Below are 19,858 nucleotides of genomic sequence, written 5' to 3'. Positions count from 1 at the left end.
AGATGCTTATGAACCAGAAAACGCTGTCAGTGTTGCTCATTGCATTCTTATTGAGTGCCTGCAACGCGCCGCGGCAGGCGACTCACTGCGCGTCTGTCACCTGCCGTCCGCAGCCGGAAACGCGCCAGCTCATTATCTGGTGGCAGCCTGACTTACGCAGCGGCCCGACGGATTACAGCAGGGTAAGCGTGGATGAATAAACCTGCGGAAGTATTCGACAATCAGCATGACTTTCTCATGGCGCTGGACACCGTGCCGACGGTCTGTTGGCGAATCCAGCCGGGTGTCACGCTGTGGTCTACGACGGTGTCGGCGCGGCAGGCGGCGATCGTCTTGACGCTGGCTCCTGCACGACATTATCCCGGCATGCTGCGACAAATATTACAACGCCGCTTTCTGGAGGCCGACGCGTTGTCGGCATGCGGTTTGAGTCTGGATGACCAACAAAATCTGCGGTTACACCACATTCTATCTCCCTCTGCCGAGCCCGCCAGGGCGGTAGAGGCACTGTGGCGTTTAGCGGGGCTTCCGCCGCGCTGAACCCTGAATAAATCACGTGTTTCCGTGCCTGTAATGGGAACCACGCTAGCCAAAAAATCACTTAATGGGGGAGTGTCACAATCACGCGGGCTGACCGCAAATCTATTGGCGCTTTCATACTCCATTTATTTATTGAGGAAACATTATGCTTAATTCTCTTGGTGGCGGGACGTCGTTGCAAATCACAATCAAAGCGGGCGGTAACGGCGGTTTATTTCAATCTCAGTCTTCACAGAATGGCGGCTCGTCGTCTCAGTCAGCGTTTGGTGGCCAGCGTAGCAACATCGCAGAAAAGCTGTCCGATATCATGACAACCATGATGTTCATGGGCAGCATGATGGGGGGGGGCCTGGGTGGCGGTCTGGGCGGTGGGCTCGGTGGTTTAGGCAGTAGCCTAGGCGGACTCGGTGGCGGTTTACTAGGCGGTGGCTTGGGTGGCGGTCTCGGCAGTAGCCTTGGCAGTGGACTGGGAAGCGCACTCGGCGGTGGCTTGGGCGGGGCGCTGGGTGCCGGTATGAATGCCATGAATCCATCGGCCATGATGGGCAGCCTGTTGTTTAGCGCACTGGAAGATCTGCTGGGCGGCGGGATGTCACAGCAGCAGGGTGGGCTTTTCGGCAACAAACAGCCGGCATCACCGGAGATCTCGGCGTATACGCAGGGCGTTAATGATGCTTTGTCCGCCATTTTGGGTAACGGCTTAAGTCAGGCGAAAGGGCAAACTTCACCGCTGCAACTGGGTAACAACGGTTTGCAAGGCTTGAGTGGTGCAGGCGCGTTCAATCAACTGGGTAGCACGCTGGGGATGAGCGTGGGACAAAAAGCGGGTTTGCAGGAGTTGAACAACATCAGCACGCACAATGACAGTCCGACGCGTTATTTCGTGGATAAAGAAGACCGAGGAATGGCAAAAGAAATCGGTCAGTTTATGGACCAGTATCCTGAAGTCTTCGGCAAACCCGAGTATCAGAAAGATAACTGGCAGACGGCGAAACAAGATGACAAATCCTGGGCTAAGGCGTTGAGCAAGCCAGATGACGACGGCATGACCAAAGGCAGCATGGATAAATTCATGAAGGCGGTCGGTATGATCAAAAGCGCAGTAGCCGGTGATACCGGGAACACTAACCTGAGTGCGCGCGGTAATGGCGGCTCGTCTTTAGGTATTGACGCGGCGATGATCGGCGATCGGATTGTCAATATGGGGCTGCAAAAGCTCTCCAGCTAAAACCGTGGGGATTCAAATCCATCATGCCGGTCACGTAATGTGTCCGGCATTTTTTTGACTTTCTGCAACAATGTCGCCGCTAAATGCCGTTATTCATCTTCTGCATTTTTCCGATCCCTGTACCAAGAATCAATGTCTGGATATTCTGCGTAATACATGTCACGCAGTTGTCGCTTGCATTCGTCAATCGCTTTTTGCGAAGACAAAATAAGGACATCTGGCTGGTTAGGGGAAGAGATATGCACAGCATGATGCTCGTTGGGAACAGGGATACTTTTATATCCGTATGCGCCTACTGAACCAGAAAGTAAGTTATGTAGAGCGTAAATATACTCGACATCATCATTCTCATTATTGAGCCATTCACTAATATTGTTGGTCAGTTTTTTCAACGCTATTTTCTCCATGAAATGACGACAGATAAAGCTTTCTTACGCCAGAATAGTAACTGGCGACGTGGTTCCTCATGCCTCCTGCTTGTTTGACGGCGTTCTGTTGAGAAACGAAAGGATACCTGAAGAATTGTTCATCGCTGTGTGCAGCGTAAATATCGCTATTATCCTGCGCGATGCAAAAGACTATAACCTTTGATTTATCGTGCTGCATTACGCTTGCGGCAAATATCACGATAAAAAAAGCCAGCACAGGTTTCCCCGGCTGGCTTTTTCCCCAGTATTGTATGGCGCAAGTATTACATTTGACGTACTGCGATAAAGCGATCGGCGATCAGACGGGCGATCCAAAATGAGGTCTGTGCCACGTCGCTATGTAACCCATTCTGCGTATGGATATCAGCCTGATGCAGGAAATCCTGCTCCAGCGAATCCACAAAGGCATCGAACTCGAACTCACCCTGCCGCCGCGTTCCTGATTGGTTAAGTACGGTATTCAACTGTGTTTTCACCAGATGAATAGCCTGGGTGAACGCTTCACGTTGAACAGGTGTGATGTATCCGCCTTGTCTGGCGATATCGGCCCAGCGGGTTGGCGTGGGCGACGTCATCGTGTTTGGCATCTTAATTCACCTGTAAGTTGGCGGAGTCAGGTACTTTGTAGTGATTATTGACGTTCGTCAGGTTGATATTGCTACCTTTGACGTTCAACCCTTCACTGTCGCTCTTCACAAACGAGAATTTGCCGTTTTCAGCGTCAATGTTACTCAGATTCAGATTCCAGTTACCCTGTTGTCCGCCGTTAGTGCGCACGAACGTACCGAAATCCTTCGCTTTGAAATTATCGATGGTCAGGTTGGCATCCGCGTTCAACTGGAAAATTTTATCGGCAGCGCCCTGAGCACTGCTGTTGGTGATTTCCACATTGGCAGGCTTGCCGTTGTTTGATTTCACCGTCAGCGCATCTTCACCGACGTTGGTCCAGTGCACGTTATCAATTTTGGCATCACCACGGACGTGTACACCGTCCGCCGCATTATCACCCAACACCACGTTTTTCAGCGTTGCACCTTGAGCCAGCTCAAACAGCGGTTTTTGGCCTTCAGCCTGGCCGCCGTCACCTAACTTGCTACCTGCGGTAAAGGTTTTGCCACCGCCGTCAAAAACCTCACCGGGGCCGACTTTGATGGTGTCATTTACCACCGTGGCATCACCGCTGGCGGTTGGGAAAGATACCGGGCCAGCACCGGCTGTTGACGCTGTGGCCGAGCCGCCATCAACGCCAGTTGGTGCAGCCGTTAATGGGGCGGGCGCTGCACCGCCGTTACCGCCGACTGATGAAGATGGTGCAGCCGGTGAACCACCGCCAGACAATGCGGCAGGTGAACCACCGCCGCCACCAGATGATGCCTGCGGTGCGCCCGTTGACGGCGATCCGCCACCTTGTGATTGTCCGCTACCCTGTGGTTGACCAAATTGACCTTTCTGTGAATCCATCAAATTACCGATCAATTCCAGCAGTGCTTTTAACAGCTCGTTGCCGCTCAGTTGTCCACCGCCGTCTTCCGTGGGATTGATCGCATTATCTAATGCGCTGCCCGCTGAATCCTGTAATAGGGAGCGGCTCAGATCTTCTGGGTTTTGTGCGCCGCCGGCACCGCCAGTACCGGACAAACCTGCGAGCGGCGAGGCACCGTTGTTACCGCCAGTTGCTCCCGGTGTACCGGAAGAAAGCGGATTCCCCGCTTCTTGACCATTTTTGCCAGGGATCAGCGCTTCCAGCAATTTCATCAGCATATCGGTAGGGCTACCGTTTTGCCCTAATGCCGAACTACCGCCATTACCGGCACCAGATGGATTCATCGGGCTGCCATGGGTTGATGACGGCGTATTGCCTTGGGTATTGGGCAAGAGAGCGCTAAGTAACGTCCCCAACGCCTCCATCAATTGGCTATTTTGCTGCGTGGAACGTGGTGATATTCCCCCATTACTGCCTGAAAGCGGGGAATTCAGACCTGTCGATGACAGACCTGCACCGGGTTGTATGCTGAGCGTAATCGTCATATCAGCCATAACATCTCCTTGAAAGTGAATAGTGATGGGTTATTAACAGGCTTACGTCTGTTGCGTATTAAGTGAGGGGCGGTGTGATGTGGTTCCCGATTGGGGGGAGAGAAAGATGACGGGAACCGAAAGGGGAATACGACCACTTAACTGGCACGTTCACTTCATCACTCTTGGAACTTGTTATGCAGAAAATCCAGCATGTTCAGCCCAGTCTGTCCATTTCGGAAATTGCACCTGCCGCGCTAGCTAAAACATCGTTATCGCAGGGCAGTAGCACCAGTGCGAGCCAGAAGGGAGCGCAATCCCTGATTCAGCAAGGTTTGCATGATAAAAACAAACCGCCTGAATTGGAGCAGGGAAGCCGCAGTCAGGTGAAGAATCAGGGGGCACGCTCAACGACGTTGCGCGAGCTATTTTCGTCGGAAGGCATGAGTCAGAACGCACCGCGCACGCAGCGTGATTCGCTGGCGTCGGGCGGGCCTATCCAGAGCTTGCCGCGTTTTGCTTCCACCGCAGATGCCGATAGCAAAATAAACGGCAGCGGCAGCCAGACGCTCGCGGCTAAATCCGATATCACGCTGGACAGCCACGGTAAGCTTCAGTTTGGCAAAGGTTTACCGGAAGCGTTGACGACGCTGTTGCAACAGACCATAGGGAAAAACAGCCAACCGTTCGTTGCCCATCATGAAAATCAAGATGCGCGATCAGGCGAACAACAGCATGCGTTAGCCGACAAATCAGGGCGGCTATTCGTTATTCAAAGCGATGAAAATCAGCATATTGCACTCCACAGCAGCGGCCGCAGCGCGATGCCAGCGGGCAAGTTGAGCGCGAGTAACGTACAGCTGGACTCCACGCCGGAACGTATTTCTCTGAAAGCAACCTCGGGCGAATCTACGAGTGTGCCGCTATCTGGGCGGATGAACCACGAGCTATTGACGGGCATCCACCGGCAACCCGACTCGGCTTCAGGCGCGGGCGAGCCATTGCGCCTGCATGACGGCAAGCTGTTTTCGTTAAATACCGAATTTGGCGTCTGGCAGCAAAACAGCGACGTTCCCCATAGCCAATTATCGCGGCAGGGGGATGGCCAACTGTATGCGGTCAACGATGATCACATATTGAGTAACTTGTCGTCGGGGATAGCGTCATCAGCGTTCAGCGATAAAATCACGGCGTTCTCCGCTAACCAGAACGGGCAATCGGCCGTGCTGACCGAGCAGGATCATCTGACACAATTACACCTGATGAGTGCGCTGGATGCCGCGCCGCAGCCGGTGGATCTTAAACTGGAAAATGGTGAACCGGTGTATGCGAAAGCGGTGGGATTAACCGCTGAACATCTGCTGGTTGCCGATAATGATGGCAAGCTTTATCACGCACCGTTGCCTGAGGCGGGAGAACCGCACGCCACCTTAACGCCAGTCAGCACATCTGGACTCAATGCGGCGTTGGGGACTGACCACCTGATTACCGGATTTGCCCACGATGAACATGGGCAGATGCAGGCACTCGCCACCGATCGTCAGGGACAAAAACATGTCGCGCCTCTGGGGCAACATGGGCTGTCACCAATGCCGGGGTGGAACCTGAGCGACAGTCTGGTGGTGGATAATAAACTGGGTCTGACCACAGAGGCACCCGCCGCAAAAGACACCGTAGATCTGGGTCGACTGGGGCAAATCGGGCTACAGGACGGCAAAGTCCATTTTTACAACGGCAATACTAAAAACTGGGAAGCATCCAGCGTTGAAGCCAGCCAATTAAAGCGCGGGCTGGACAATCAGGCTTACACGCTAAAAGACGGCGAAATCACGCCACTGTCCATCAATCAGAAATCAGCGTCGTTTACGCACGGTGACAACACCGTTTTTGCGCTGTCGCAGGTGCGTATGACGCCGTCTGCGGGCACCGCGCTCCCTGGGATCGCCAAGGACGACGGCGTATCGGCGATGGCCGTGGTCAACCGCAATAAATTTATTGTCGTCGATAAACAGGGCGATCTGCATTTTCACCAGATCAAGCCGGGAACGGATCAGTCCGCCGCGCCGCCGCTGGCGCTGCCTAAAAATGGGTTGTCCGGTGAGATACAGGACATCACGCTGGATCACCAGCAGACGTTATTCGCGCTGAACAAAGCGGGACAGCTCTTTCAGCTACCGAAAGACGACTGGCAGAATGCTGCGAACCATGATGAAGCACAATGGCAGCCGGTCAAGACGCCAGCAGAGGGCAAAGTCAATTCGCTGGGTACGGATGCGCAGCATCATTTGCAGGTTGCGCATGACGATCATGAACTCCACACCCAACACGGGAGCGCATGGAAAACGACGGTGCCGAAGGGGGAAGCGCCATTACCCTCGGAAGCACGTGCGGCAGAAACAGTGTTTGGCCGACTCGATGTGGCGACAAAAGGGACGAAAATACCGCTGACCGGTGTGTCGGTTAAAGCCGATGTTCAGGTTTTCGGTAAAACGGGTGAAGAGTCACAGCAGGTGAAAAGCAAACTGTCCGATTTGCTCAGAGCCCATGTTGTCTCGTTCTCCATGGAAGTACCACGACCGCTAAAAACCTTTGCCGACCATGTGCAGCACCACATCAGCGGCCGAGAAGGTCTGAAACCCGTTTACGACATGCAGACCGAATTACTGAAAAAGCTGGATGCCACGACGAGCCAGCCGCAGGGCGCGGCGCTGGATCTGGCGACTAAGCTCGACAATCTGGATCTGGGGGAACAAGGGAAGCCGTTGGTAAGCCTGTTAAAACAGTTCCAGACCGAACTGGAAAACAGCTCGGCCAAAGCAGCTCTGCTTATTGGCAGGCAGCAGGGCATGGTGAGCGATAACGGTGTGATGAACACAGAAGGTAAGCCTACCAGCGTGCACGGCAGAGAAAAAGATCTGGCTCCGGTGCTGCTGGCAGCGATGGAGAGCCACCCATCATCGAAAACGAGTACCGCCGGTACGCTGATAAAAGCCTTTGTAGACAGTAAAACGCCGATAGCGCAAAAGCCAAATAGCGAGTCGTTTGGGCAACAGCGAGATACCAGCGACGTCCTGTCGTTGGCAAAAACGCGGCTGGTGCTGGATACCCTGGTGCTGGGCGATTTGCACAAGCTGGCCGACCGCGCTGGGGCGCTATCAGGCACCTCGCCGAATGAGGCGGCGTTGGCCTCGATGATGAAAGCGCTTAATGCGCTACGGCAGGGGGATTATGGCGACAATCCGGTGAAGAAAATGACGGATATGGGGTTCACCAATCACAAATCGCTGGAGGCGGATTACGATTCGGTTAAAACCTTTATGAAGGCGTTCAGGAAAGAGGAGAATGCCGTCAGCATAACCTCGAAAACCGTGATGCAGGCGGCCATGATCGATAAAATGAAGGCGACCGTTTTGTCGTTGGACAGTAACGAAAGCATCGCCTTTAACCGGACCTATGGCGGCGGCGCATCTATGTCGTTTGTGGTCAGCGGCACGCCCCTTCCTTTCCCTCCGGTGCCAGGTGGCGGTGTCAGCGGCGAAAGGAATTACAACCTGAGTTTTTCCCGTGGCGAAAACGGCATTAATGTCGCCTTCGAGCGTTCGGGCGGGATTACCGGGAAAGTGAGCTATTCCGGTGGATATGACGTCAGCGAGTATCTGACAGGAAAAACCTCGGCGCAGATGACGCAAAACATTAACAGCAAACACAGCTTTGCACCGGATGTCCGTGCGTCATTCGGCATATCCGCCAGCCTGCAAATGGCGCAGCAAAACGCCCTGAATTTTACCCTCAGTGAAGAAGAACTGCCCGGTTTTATTGACGGACTGTCGAGCGGCACGATCAATCCGCTTGCTCTGCTGGATAAAGGCGAGCAGCACAGCGTGAAGGCAGGAAAAACGGTTAGCTTCAATCTGGATAGCAATGCGGCACTGGAACTGCGCGGTGGGATAAACCTGACAGAAAAAGGCGCGGCCCCCACTAGCGCTACATTACGTGGCTCTGTCGGGCTGACGGCGAGTGCCAATGTGTTGTCTGGCACCAGCTCGTCCAGCGTCGCGCAAGGAGAGAAATCCACCACCTACACCGAATCCGACAACCGCTTGCGCTTCATGAATCAGGCGGCGATGGGGGCTAACGCAACGATCAGTGCCGGAGCAGCCAGAACCACGCCGGATGGCTCCGTCCCGTTCTTCACCTCAGCCAGCGTCGGGGTGAACGTAGCGGCGGACTCGCGCACTAACCAATCGATTAGTCTGGATATGAAGAAAGCCGAACCGTTGGAGAAAAAGGATATGGATGCGTTGACCAAGACGCTGAACGCCGCATTCAACGATCCTGCCAGCCAGTTGTTGATTGACGGTGTGAAAAAAATCGCGGAGCCAGACGATCAGTTGGCCATATTGAATGAACACTTCGCCGATAAAACAGCCAAAAACGACGATCAGCATCAGGGGCTACTGAGTTTGCAAAAATTGAACGTGCGGCAGGATGTCGCCCAGCGTGATGGTGCAACGCTGGATAGCGTTAAGCACACCACGTCCTACACCAATCTCAGCAAACTGACGGAGAACGGACTGTTTCAGGTGATCGGTAACCATTTGTTCTCTTCGCTCCCTCCCAGTAATGCCGACCGTATTAATCAACTGATTGCGGACAACCCGGCATTGAAGGATATCGTGAATCGCTTGCAGGACAACGATCGTGCTTCGGTAACGGTCACATTGGAGCTGAAAGACGATGTGCGGGAAAAGATAGAAAAGGGCATCCAGAACAAGACGCACGGTAAGGATGATGTCATTGCGCTGTTTAAGGACGGCAATAATTTACGCCTCGCCAGTATCGATGTCTCGCAGACGGTGAAGAAGAGTGAAGGGTTCAATACTCCCGCGGTCATTATCAACGCCTCAAGCAGTGCGGGCGTCAGCATGAATAAACTGCTGGGCAGTGTGAGCTTCAGCTATGGGCAAGATCAAACCGTACCGCAAAGCTACAAGCTGAGCGGCGAGATTGCAAAAGCTAATCCCGCTACCGCTAATGCCTTGCAGCAGTTACAGCAAGAAGGGCTGCAACTGAAAAGCTAATCGTGATGAAGGAGAACAACATGACACCAACACAGCAGCATATTACCCGCTTATTACGCCATTATGGTGCACTCAGCCGGACTCAACTGGGTTTGCAGGACGGTATCTGCGCACTGCGCGAACCCGACGGGCAGGAGGCGATGGTTTTGGAAGTGCCCGCCAGCAGCAGTGTATTGTTATTGCACAGTGACGTGATGCAGCTTCAGAAGGACGTGGGTACATCGGTGTACCAACTTATGCTGATGCTCAATTTTGAGATGGCGGCGATGAAGGGATGCTGGCTGGCGCTGGATGAAAATTCGACGCTGCGTTTGTGCACTCAGCACACCGCCGCGTCGCTGGACGAGCCGAGCTTTACCGCGCTGCTACCCGCGTTTATCAGCCAGGTAAAAGAAACCCGGCTGCTGATTCGCGGACTATTACCACGGCTCATGGCGGCTTAAGGCTGCTGATCTACAGCAATAAAGGCCAGCATCGTTTCGCTGCCGTCCAGAATGTCGGATTGGATGGCCTGTCGGGCGGCGCTGGCATCGCGCTGCTGTAGCGCAGTAAAAACGTCCTCGTGATGTTCGATCGCCATCTGCACAGAAAAATGCGCATAGGCTTGCGCAATCAGCGGGCCGGTGCGCATCCATAAACTGCCAATAAACTGCGTCAACAACGGCATTCGTGCTGCCTGTGCCAGAAACAGATGAAATTCGCTATTCAACCGTAATGCTTCGCGTAAGTTTTTCTCTTCAATCGCCAGACGATTCTGGCGAATATTCTCTTCAATCTGCTTGAGCATCTTCGGGGTAATGTGCGTGGCAGCTAGCTCGGCTCCCGTACCTTCCAGTGCCAACCGTAGCGTGCGGATCTCTTTAAATTGATCGTCGGTCAATTGGGGAACGCGGATATCACGTGGTGTTTTGAGCACCAATGCCTGCTCTTTCGCTAATTGTAGGATCGCATCTCGCACCGGGGTTACGCTGGTGCCAACCTGAGCGGCAAGCTCACGTATTCTTAGGCGATCGTCCGGTTTGAGCTGACCGGTAATTAACGCCTCGCGCAGCATGGTGTAAACGCTGGAACCCAGATAGCTGTGATTGATCTGTCCGATTGGATAATTCACTGTTCCCCCAGAAAGAAGTGCTGCGTAATGAGATGAGATAGCGATATGGGTTGATACCGCAACTGTCCGCGGTGATGAAGCGCTAATATACAATATGATGCATCAACGAGGCTATGGTAACCAACAGCGGTTATATCAGCCTCAGTAAAGACAAGATGCACAGCAATTATGATAGTGTGCAACAGCAGACGGGGTTCTTTGCCGGTAAAGACGGATTTGGTATAAAAACGGGTGAGCACACTCAGCTTGACGCTGCCGTGATTGGTTCCACCGCCAGCGCCGAGAAAAACCGGCTGGAAACGGGGACGCTCGGCTGGGACGGGCTTAACAATAAAGCCGAATTCAAGGTGGAGCACTGCGGCGGTGAGTGAGGGTAGCCTGCTGTTGCGTGATACGGCGAAGCAGGTGCAGGATATCACCACGCTGAGCCGTGATGTTGAGCAGGCGAACAATGCGCTCAGCTCGATCTTTAACAAAGAGAAAGAGCAGAAACGTCTGAAACAGGCGCAACTGATTGGTGAAATCGGCGGGGCGCTAGGTGTCTCCAGCGGTGAACTGGCCGCGCGCGCCATTATGGCCGAATAATACCCCGGCATAATTAGGTGGCAATAATTTCAGGGGCAGATCATAGTTTGATCTTACCCTGAAAATGATAGGTAATGATGGCATCACCCAGAGGTATCTTAACTTGCTTCAGAAAATGTAAATTAACAATAAGGCACACGAAATATGACAACATTTAGAGAGTTATTATTGATTAGCAATAGCAATTATGAGCCAAATAAACGTTCATCTTTAGATGAATGGTTTAGTGGTATTCTGGATATTTCTCTTGATGAGTTAGATGTTAGTGATGTTGCTCGAGCAATAAGGCAAGATCTGTTTTTAGCCGCTGTGCTACCAAAAGCCGAAATTATTTTAAAGAAGAACCCTCTGGCTGGAGATGATTATGATGGACAATTAATATCGTCTATAGCGTCGTTAAATAGTGAAAAGATAAAAGTTGCATTACCTTGTTTTCGGAGAGTGAGTTCTTTATTAAATCAATTAGATAAAAATAACCTTGATGCTCAGTTGGTTATGGATATAGAAAAAATAGAGAAACTATCCATATCTTAAATAAGGTAATCTCGGCTCCAACAAGATTAGATAAAATTATTGTTATTGATCAGCCCGGAAGCCAATAAAAATAAAGTAAGGTGCGTAAATGTCAATTGACATAATATGTTACTCATCAATAAATATTGATGCGCTGAAAGAACGATTAGATATGGTGAAGAAGAATACTGGCCATCTCTTTGATGGTTCATACCTTATGTTTGAACCGCATGTCATTTTAAGCCGCCAACAACTTGAACTGATTGATGATCGTATCGAAAAGTACAACCAAGAATCTAAATTATTAACTGCTGAGTCGTTTGGCTTAAAAGAACCAAAGTCCTATTTTTTAGTTGCGGTCAATGACAAATCTTTCCCCGAGTTGAATACTTCTGAAATAGCCGATGTATTCAGGCGAGAGTTAGGGGGAAATAATGTTGTTGTACTTCTAAATGGCGAGGATTTAATCTAATATTTTATGATAAATTCTGACTATTAACAGGTCTGGCTTGTTTTATCAGTTATTCTGTCACAATCCAGATCAACCGTGGACCCTGAAGGATCAGGTGCTGTCCTTTGAATTTAGTGTTACTGTGTGACAGATTTTCATACAACTCAAATTTTCCGTTGAGTGAATTGAATAAACATAATGGTGGTAAATAAAATGAATGATATGGATAAATACTACACAATGAAACCATTTTCATACCCGAAAAAAGCCCCATTGACAGATGACGAGTTCTCAACCGATGATTGGTGGGTAGTAAGGAAAATAAATGAAGAACAGTATATTTTTTCCTGTTTTTCCGGCGGTAATGGTACTGAAGAACAAAAAGTGGAAATTACAGAGGATGAGTATAACCAGTTGGTTAGTTTTAATTTAACCGCAAGTGATATTTGTGTGAAATATAAAATTGGCTAGTGGGGTGCTGTAAAAAAATTGTTTCAGTTACGTGATGCTCTGAATTAGAATTACATGAACCAGAGTAGCTGACGTTTACAAGAAGTTGCGAAAACGGGGGGGTAATATGATAACTGAAAATGAAATTTTATATTTCATCTCGCTTCAAGATAAATTAATGAAGGCTTTCTTTATTGCGTATCCAGACATAAAAGATTTCGAGTTGTTGTTGGATTTCCCTAAGACAGGATGTGTTTTGGTTAATGGTGACAAATGGCGTTTTGTTAAGCATGGGAAAGGCATTAAATTTTTAATAGAAGACGCTCACTCGGTAAGGACGGTCGATGTTAATAGTGATATAAAAAATCCTAAGTTAATTGATATGTGGCGTTTGCCTCAATACTTTCCATTGTGTAATGATTACGAAATAAAAGAGTTATTAGATGAAATGGTTACGTCTGGAATTTTAAAAAAGAAATCAGGAAATAAATATGAGTTACAATCGTACTAAAGCGCGTACCATCGTTTGATGTAGAATATATTGTGAAAACCAGACGGATTAAGGATGAAAGCGATATGAATAGGGGGTTGGTTCAGCAGGCATTTAATGCTTTTTTTGATCGAACGGCCTGTGCCACGGTAGCTGACATTGCCCTGTTCCAGCGTTATTTATCTGAGCTTCGAGCGTATATTGCCGAGCTTGAGCAAACTTATGACCCTGTCGATCAATGGTCGATAGGGGAATTGAAAAAAACGGCGGAATTCTTATTGCATAACCAGCAGTGGATTGCAGGAGCAGAGCAAATGCAAGATCCGTTGCAGCAAGCTTTTGAGATTATTGCGCAGCATCGGCGGTTTTTAGATGACCACGGTCTGCTACCCGACTATCTTGATGTTATGCCTGAAAATGTATTCTTCAGCTATAAATGACTATCGTTAAAAATAAAAAACTCTTATTTTAATTTTTAGTTTATACGTGGTATAAGATCTATAATGTTCACTTAAAATAAATGAAATGGATTCATGATGAAAATTTGCATCGCTCAAATGGAATCAATTCTTGGCAATGTTGATGAAAATATAAAAAAGCATCAGGATATGGTTATTACGGCGGCGAAGAATTTTGTTGATATCATTTTATTTCCTGAACTCTCATTAAGCGGCTATGTCCCCTCATTAGCTGAATCATTAGCATTGCCCTCTGATGACGTTAATATTTATACCTTTCAATCTATGAGCGATGAATATAGGATTTTTATTGCAGCAGGTTATCCCGTCAGATTTAACGATGGAATAAAAATAACGATGGTTATTTTTCAGCCGGAAAAAGAAACGTTATTTTATTCAAAGCAGTTACTTCATCCTGATGAAATGTCTTTTTTTAAACAAGGCAAGCAACAGACAACGGTGCGCGTTGAAGAGGAATTAGTGGTGCCGGCGATATGTTATGAGTCTTTGCAGCCTGATCATGCACTTGAGGCTGCAAATCTGGCAGCCGATCTGTATGTCGCGAGCGTGGCAAAGTCATCGACTGGCGTCATACAGGCTTATGAACATTATCCTACCATCGCCAGTCAGCATAAGATGTTTTTCCTGATGGCGAATGCGGTGGGCCACGCCGATAATTTTATCTGTGCAGGGCAGTCGGCGATTTGGGATCGTGAGGGCAAACTTCTTATACAGGCTAACGCGACACAAGAAGCTTTGCTTATTCTGGATACTGAAACAGATAAGGTAACAATAATCGAGTGACAATTATTTTCAGCCTTTTATTTCAATGTCTAAATAGATAAATTATTTCAATCCTAATATTATTACAGGAATATAATTTTTAATTTACATAATTAAATATAAAATCATTATAAAAGATAAATAATTTCATTCCATTTTCTCTGGCTTCCTATCTTTATACTCTAAATAATTCGATTTTCAGGAATGCCGAGTAGTGCTGCCAACGGACATGTAACTTGAAGTATGACGAGTATATTGGGTTCGCGCTGAATAGAATAATCGTCTATCTTATTCATTCAATAATTTTAACTATACTGTTCACTTTTTATCTCTATGTGTTTTTATTTAATCCTGTAAACTCACGGTCAAATGACACATTATAAGTATGGGTATTTTTCTTTGGATAAGAGGTAATGCCGAAGGCTTATACGCTTCCTATTCCGATTTTATTTTTGGCGATCGACTATCGCCGAACCAATCCTGTGCGTCGTCTAGCCGCGATTCGCTGTTTACACCGTTGCCGCTTCAACGGCTCACCTCTGTCGTTTTTTGGCACGGGTTTTATTCATTAAGTGAAGGAAATCACAATGCAATACACTGGGAAGTACCTGAAGAAAACAGTGCTGATGTTGGCTATGATGGCCGGGCTCAGCGTCGGACAAAGTCAGGCGGCAGTCGAGCTGGAGACGCGTTCGCTGGATCAAATATATAAGAGTGCGTTGAGCGAAGGCGGTACGGTTACTGTCTATGCCGGTGGTGATGTGCAGTCACAGCAAGCGGGTTTCAAACGTGCGTTTGAGACGCGTTTTCCCGGCATTAAGTTGAACGTGATTGTGGATTACAGCAAATACCATGATGCCCGTATCGATAACCAACTGGCGTCCGATGCTTTGGTTCCTGATGTGGTGCAATTGCAAACAGTGCAAAATTATCCACGCTGGAAAAAAGAGGGCGTGTTACTGAACTACAAACCACGGGGCTGGGACAAGATCTACCCGGAATTTCGTGATGCAGATGGTGCCTGGATCGGTGCCTATGTCATCGCGTTCAGCAATCTGGTCAACACGCAGCTTCTGGATGAAAAGTCCTGGCCGCGTGAAGCTAATGACTATCTTCGTCCCAGTCTAAGAGGCAACTTGATTCTGGCCTATCCTAATGACGATGATGCAGTGCTGTTCTGGTATAAGTTGGTCGTGGATAAATACGGCTGGGACTTTGTTAAAAAATTACAGGAACAAGATCCGGTCTATGTACGCGGCACCAACGTGCCCGGTGTTGAAATTGCGACGGGAAAATACAGCGCGACATTTACCAGTTCCGGTGCGCTCGTTCCGGCTGCGGATTCCGTGACCCGCTTTGTTTTGCCGAAGTCCGATCCTTTTGTTTCCTGGGCGCAGCGTGCCGCCATTCTCAAACAGGCTAAACACCCCGAAAGCGCCAAGTTGTATCTAAGCTGGCTGCTCGATCCGCAAACGCAGACTCAGGTTTCGCGGATGTGGTCGGTACGTACTGACGTTGCACCACCCGCGGGTTACAAACCTATCTGGGAATACCGCAATACCCGTCCGCAGGCTTTTGCCGATTTCATGTACGATCGCGGTGCGGTCGAGCGCTTTCGCGCACAGCTGAGCCTGTATATCGGTGAGGTAAAAGGGGAACCCACTCCAGGCTGGCTCGGTCCACGCCCGACAGTGCCTTTGGTTAACTGATAGCATCTGATCGAACCGATTGTTGGAATGATTACGCTAATTAATGCTGCTCACTTAATGTGAGCAGCATTGTCAATGAATCGTTAGGTAGGGCTACAGGAGATGACCAATGGCAATGAACCGCCATTGGCCTATTGAGGCTTAACGCTTACTTCTTATTGTTTGGCTTTAATGTCTCGCCGACATTCAGCAGGAAGATCTCGTTATCGCGCGTAGACACGCGTGTTGAACCATCTTCCATGCGGTAACCGCCTTCGGTGAAGCCTGCACCATTCAGGAATGGAGCAACGGACTGTGGTTGATTACGTACCGTGGCTTCCAGCGCTAACAGAGCGTAAGGCTCGATGGTGTCGACATCGGCATATTGTCTGTTGGGTTCAGCCATGAAAAAGCCGTTTTTATAACGCGTACTGATAATGTTATCGCCTACTTTTTCCGCCAGCGACAGGTAGTCCTTCACTTTGCTCGCCTGATACAGATCCAGCAGCGCGAACAGGGCGTAAGGATCGCTGTTCTTTGTTGCGAGATCAATTTTGACGTCCTTACCCGGTGCTGAACCTAATTCACCAAGTCCTTGTGCGCGAGCGATGCCGCGTGCGACACGCCATAGTTCAGCATCTGGTGAAACGGTGTAGGCACGAGCATACGAGAGCAGGAATGCGTTATCCGCAGGATAAGGCTTGAGCACGGTGCCTTTTTTGCCGTAGTAACCGTCACGTGGCAGGACATAGTTGGAGAGATCTTTGCCGTTAGCGAGCATCGGACGGAAGGTGTTATCGGACTCGTTGTAGGCATATTTAGCAAAGGCTTTGAGGCCGTCGGTTGTCCACGTCAGCAACTCTTTGCCTTCCGCCCCTAAATCTTTACCGAGTTGGAGCTGCATGAGCGCATTTTCAGAATAGATTGTACTGGTGCGTCCTTTCAGCATCATATTGCCTTCCAATGCAGTTGGACCGAACTCTGGGCCAAACTGACGCTGAGCGCGATCGCCGTATTTGGAATGCGTATCGGCGTCGTCGGTGGTTTCGTCGCGTTTCAGCGCCTGCGTAAACTGATACACGCCGAGTCCGGTTGCTTTATCCCGTGGCAGCACATATTGCTGCGCCAGACGTTTTGCCCAGATTAGCGCTCCCTCTTCTTTATTGTATTTATACAGCAAGGAAGCGGAATAGATGAGATCGTTACCGGCATTCAGGAAGCTAAGGCCTTTGGTCGCGAAGAAGGGCGGTTGTTGCTCGAACGGACTTTGCCAGAGTGCACCTATTTTTTGCCCATATTTACCGTGGCGACTGGTTTCCATGATCTTCCAGTCATAAACGTGCGCATTCCAGAAGCCGCGAATAAAGCGCGCGGTCGCCTCTTTATCGACGCTGAACATCAAATCGTAGTAGGGATAGGCATTTTTCAACTCATGCACCATCTCTTTTTCACTGGGGCCTTCCGGTTGCAGCGTTTTTAAATCAACGAAACGGTGGCCGCCCCAAATCAGCAGGCCGCTCTCATCCTGATAATGTTGAAAATGATACTTCACAATCGCTTCGGCACGCTGCTTATAGCTGGGGTTACCGCTTAGATTACTGAGCCCGACCAGCACGCGCATCAGGTTTTGCTGAGCGGAAAAGTTGGACAACACGGCCTGACGACCATCAGGGAAGATCCATTCCATCTGTTTGCCGGTGCGAGGATCGACACCATCAGCAAGCAGTGGCGTGGGTGATTGGCCGTGATAATGGTCACCGGCTTTCGTCAACACGTTGTCAACGTATTGGTTGACGATGGTGAGGCGGTCTGGTGTCGCGGCGCTGGCCTGTAAAGCGACCAGGCCCGCAAGGAGCGATAGCGTAAATCTTTTCATGTTATCTACCTGTAACGAGTGTTAATCCATAGCTATAATAAAGAGGACCTGTTTGGTTAACAGGTCCCCCGAGAAACAAGTGCGTAGCAGTAAGCCGTCTTTAGAAGGTATAGGTGAAGCCGACTTTCCCTTTCCCTTCACGCGATTTCACATCGCGCCCGCTAGCGACATCTTCAACGCCAACGTGTGCCGTCCAGTTTTCATTGATGGTATAAGACACGTCGAAATCCTGCTGATAGTCATGCTTCTTGTTGTTTTGCAGCACGTAATCCGCGTGATAGTAGTAAGCGGTATACGCCAACGTGAAATTATCGAAGCCTTTATAGGCAACACCAGCTTCATAGCGTTGGCGATGGGTGTCATCGTCCGTGCTGGTACGCTTGCTGCGAGTGATTTTTCTAAGGTCATAGCGATATTGCGCATGAAGATCCATTGTATCAGTCACAGCCCAGGTCAGTTTCAAGCCTGGCGTGTAGCGTGCACCTGAAGTTTGACTATCGCCGATATTGCCGACAGTGCCTTCACCGCTGGTGCCGCCGGAGTAGAAGCGCGCTTCCAGGTTGGGCGTCAGCGTTAGTTCTGGCGTTAACTTGTAGGCATAGCCGGTATAAAAAGCATAAGAATTAGAAACGACATCATCGATGGTCAGATCTTTATTCTTATTATAAAAATTCAGCTCAACGCCAACGTAGAGGCCATTATCCATAAAATGTCGCATGCCGATTTCATCACCGTGATAGCGATTCATCGTACCCCAGCTATGTTCATAGCTGAGTTTGGTATCAGAGGCTGACGCGGAAATAGCATAGATTTGGGCAAAGAGAATACCGGCCACAAGGTAGCGTTTTTTCATTATAGGCACCATTAATATTGGTCGTTAATTGTGAAAACTGTGCGCTGATAGACAAAATTCATTCATGAATTTATTTTTTCATCAACGCAGCACGAAATACGGCATGTTTTCTTTATAAAATTCGGTATTTCTTAGAAAACGTAGTTGAAACCAACTTTGATTTTCCCCTGACGGCTTGATGATGTGCTGGATTGGCTAATATCATCATACTCAATGTAAGGAGTTAGCTGTTTGTTTAACTTATATTGAACTTTGAACTGATGCTCATAGTCCGTTTTACCATTGTCATAAACGGCGTATTCTCTTTCTGTGAATTCACCTTTGCTATATTTATACGATTTGGTGGTGTTATCACCGATATAGTAGTTAAAGACATAAGTCAGACTAATATTATCAAACCCGGAATAGGTTACCCCAGCATCCAGACGGTGGCGTCCGGTGTCAGATTTTGATAAATAAGATTCCCCTGCGTGACCATATTTGTCCGATGTGGAAATGGTCGAATAACGCGAGCTGCGAGTGGGCTTTTTATATTCGTAGCGGTAGCGGCCATAAGTGGACCAGTCGCTGTTAATACGGTAACCATATTTTAACCCCGACTGATACATCATGGAGGCATTCCCGATGGAAAACTCGAAGCTAGGTGTTAAAGTTGCAGCCTTGCTTAGCTTGAAGTCTTTACCAATCACCATACCGCCTGAGCCGCCTTGCATATCGTCATAGGCGACGTCATAGTTGCTGTTCCCACCCGCAGATGTACTGAATTTGACTTCGTACGACCAGCCGTTGGTTTTCTTATGAATAAGCTTGACGGAGTCTGAGTGGCGGCGGTCTTCCGTCTTCCAGTTGTGCTCATATTGGAAGGTGGTTTTGCCGTCGGTCTCTGCCTGGGCGAGGAAAGGAGCGAATCCAGCACAAACGAGGAGTAGGTTACGTGTGTATATTTTCATTCTATCTTTCTCTTTTTGAATATACTCGCCATGCTTCAAGTTGCATGTGCGTTGGCTGCGTTACCCGAATCACTTACTTGAGTAAGCCCATCGGGACTTCTTCGCTTGCCGCCTGCCTGAAACTTGAATTATTTAGAGTAAAATAAATAATACTATTGACGAGCGCAGTCTCTATCTTTAAAACCAGACAGTTGATGTCATTTTTTGGGCGTAAAAATAGAATCACCAGGAATGATGATAACGCCATTAATAATGTTATACAGGGTATCCCCCTGGTAAATCAGGTTCTATCAGCTCATCGAATACTCCTTATATAGAGGCTGAGTTATGAATATTTCACACATAGCAACGGCTAAT

Annotated in this window: 19 protein-coding genes and 1 pseudogene; 13 read left to right on the top strand and 7 right to left on the bottom strand. The window is 49.1% G+C overall.

Annotated features, from left to right (window positions below; genetic code table 11):
- Window positions 1–8 precede the first annotated feature (8 nt).
- From hrpT to A6301_RS02150, 3 genes are all read left to right on the top strand, one after another.
- On the top strand, window positions 9–200 hold the full coding sequence (hrpT, locus tag A6301_RS02160; RefSeq protein WP_107169608.1) for an HrpT family type III secretion system protein: 192 nt from the start codon (window positions 9–11) through the stop codon (window positions 198–200).
- Complete coding sequence (locus tag A6301_RS02155) at window positions 193–540, top strand: type III secretion protein (protein ID WP_107169607.1); 348 nt, start codon at window positions 193–195, stop codon at window positions 538–540. Before hrpT ends, A6301_RS02155 begins: the two co-directional genes overlap by 8 nt.
- A 145-nt stretch (window positions 541–685) precedes the next feature.
- Entirely contained in the window at window positions 686–1,768 is a 1,083-nt protein-coding gene (locus tag A6301_RS02150; RefSeq protein ID WP_107169606.1) for a harpin HrpZ family protein, read from the top strand.
- Between the two features lie 89 nt (window positions 1,769–1,857).
- Here A6301_RS02150 and A6301_RS02145 read toward each other — a convergent pair whose 3' ends face one another.
- From A6301_RS02145 to A6301_RS02135, 3 genes are all read right to left on the bottom strand, one after another.
- Window positions 1,858–2,160 (bottom strand): hypothetical protein, encoded by a 303-nt coding sequence (locus A6301_RS02145; protein ID WP_234256997.1) that lies wholly within the window; start codon window positions 2,158–2,160, stop codon window positions 1,858–1,860.
- Between the two features lie 299 nt (window positions 2,161–2,459).
- Window positions 2,460–2,783: a DNA-binding protein gene (locus A6301_RS02140; RefSeq protein WP_205542550.1), complete on the bottom strand. Its 324-nt coding sequence runs from the start codon at window positions 2,781–2,783 to the stop codon at window positions 2,460–2,462.
- 1 nt (window position 2,784) lies between these two features.
- Entirely contained in the window at window positions 2,785–4,233 is a 1,449-nt protein-coding gene (locus A6301_RS02135; RefSeq protein WP_234256996.1) for a pectate lyase, read from the bottom strand.
- A 176-nt stretch (window positions 4,234–4,409) separates the two neighbouring features.
- Here A6301_RS02135 and A6301_RS02130 point away from each other — a divergent pair, with 176 nt between their 5' ends.
- Together A6301_RS02130 and A6301_RS02125 are read left to right on the top strand one after the other, a co-directional pair.
- Window positions 4,410–9,293 carry an AvrE-family type 3 secretion system effector gene (locus A6301_RS02130; RefSeq protein WP_234256995.1) on the top strand — a complete coding sequence of 1,628 codons (4,884 nt, stop codon included), beginning with the start codon at window positions 4,410–4,412 and terminating at the stop codon, window positions 9,291–9,293.
- Between the two features lie 20 nt (window positions 9,294–9,313).
- Window positions 9,314–9,736, top strand: a complete 423-nt coding sequence (locus A6301_RS02125; protein ID WP_234256994.1) for a type III secretion system chaperone — start codon at window positions 9,314–9,316, stop codon at window positions 9,734–9,736.
- On the opposite strand, the gene A6301_RS02120 is transcribed toward A6301_RS02125, so the two are convergent.
- The gene (locus A6301_RS02120) at window positions 9,733–10,404 is read right to left on the bottom strand and encodes a GntR family transcriptional regulator (RefSeq protein WP_107169600.1); all 672 of its coding nucleotides are present in this window, start codon (window positions 10,402–10,404) and stop codon (window positions 9,733–9,735) included. The genes A6301_RS02125 and A6301_RS02120 overlap by 4 nt on opposite strands.
- Before the next feature lie 116 nt (window positions 10,405–10,520).
- On the opposite strand from A6301_RS02120, the pseudogene A6301_RS02115 reads away from it, so the two are divergent.
- The 8 genes and pseudogenes from A6301_RS02115 to A6301_RS02080 all read left to right on the top strand — a co-directional run.
- Window positions 10,521–10,944 (top strand): annotated as a pseudogene (locus A6301_RS02115) (hemolysin); the annotation flags it as partial.
- A 189-nt stretch (window positions 10,945–11,133) separates the two neighbouring features.
- The gene (locus A6301_RS02110) at window positions 11,134–11,523 is read left to right on the top strand and encodes a contact-dependent growth inhibition system immunity protein (RefSeq protein WP_234256993.1); all 390 of its coding nucleotides are present in this window, start codon (window positions 11,134–11,136) and stop codon (window positions 11,521–11,523) included.
- Window positions 11,524–11,611: 88 nt separating this feature from the next.
- Window positions 11,612–11,974, top strand: coding sequence for a hypothetical protein (locus A6301_RS02105; RefSeq protein ID WP_234256992.1), 363 nt, complete (start codon window positions 11,612–11,614; stop codon window positions 11,972–11,974).
- Between the two features lie 192 nt (window positions 11,975–12,166).
- Complete coding sequence (locus A6301_RS02100) at window positions 12,167–12,424, top strand: hypothetical protein (protein WP_133169864.1); 258 nt, start codon at window positions 12,167–12,169, stop codon at window positions 12,422–12,424.
- Between the two features lie 106 nt (window positions 12,425–12,530).
- Window positions 12,531–12,914 carry a hypothetical protein gene (locus A6301_RS02095; RefSeq protein WP_234256991.1) on the top strand — a complete coding sequence of 128 codons (384 nt, stop codon included), beginning with the start codon at window positions 12,531–12,533 and terminating at the stop codon, window positions 12,912–12,914.
- Window positions 12,915–12,946: 32 nt separating this feature from the next.
- A complete protein-coding gene (locus tag A6301_RS02090; protein WP_234256990.1) occupies window positions 12,947–13,333 on the top strand; it encodes a hypothetical protein in 387 nt (128 codons plus the stop codon).
- A 93-nt stretch (window positions 13,334–13,426) separates the two neighbouring features.
- A complete protein-coding gene (locus A6301_RS02085) occupies window positions 13,427–14,155 on the top strand; it encodes a carbon-nitrogen hydrolase family protein (protein WP_234256989.1) in 729 nt (242 codons plus the stop codon).
- Window positions 14,156–14,721: 566 nt separating this feature from the next.
- Complete coding sequence (locus A6301_RS02080) at window positions 14,722–15,843, top strand: ABC transporter substrate-binding protein (protein WP_107169590.1); 1,122 nt, start codon at window positions 14,722–14,724, stop codon at window positions 15,841–15,843.
- A 148-nt stretch (window positions 15,844–15,991) separates the two neighbouring features.
- Here the strand turns inward: A6301_RS02080 and A6301_RS02075 are convergent, their stop codons facing one another.
- The 3 genes from A6301_RS02075 to A6301_RS02065 all read right to left on the bottom strand — a co-directional run bounded on the left by A6301_RS02075 (window position 15,992) and on the right by A6301_RS02065 (window position 19,501).
- A complete protein-coding gene (locus A6301_RS02075; RefSeq protein ID WP_205542529.1) occupies window positions 15,992–17,698 on the bottom strand; it encodes a pectate lyase in 1,707 nt (568 codons plus the stop codon).
- Window positions 17,699–17,798: 100 nt separating this feature from the next.
- Window positions 17,799–18,551, bottom strand: coding sequence for an oligogalacturonate-specific porin KdgM family protein (locus tag A6301_RS02070; RefSeq protein WP_107169588.1), 753 nt, complete (start codon window positions 18,549–18,551; stop codon window positions 17,799–17,801).
- Window positions 18,552–18,682: 131 nt separating this feature from the next.
- Window positions 18,683–19,501, bottom strand: coding sequence for an oligogalacturonate-specific porin KdgM family protein (locus A6301_RS02065; protein ID WP_107169587.1), 819 nt, complete (start codon window positions 19,499–19,501; stop codon window positions 18,683–18,685).
- Between the last annotated feature and the right edge of the window lie 357 nt (window positions 19,502–19,858).

This window comes from Pectobacterium sp. IFB5596, assembly GCF_021432585.1.
GTDB classification, from domain to species: Bacteria; Pseudomonadota; Gammaproteobacteria; order Enterobacterales; family Enterobacteriaceae; genus Pectobacterium; species Pectobacterium punjabense.
The sequence above is the reverse complement of the archived record's forward strand: the minus strand, read 5'-3'. Positions and strand labels throughout refer to the sequence as shown.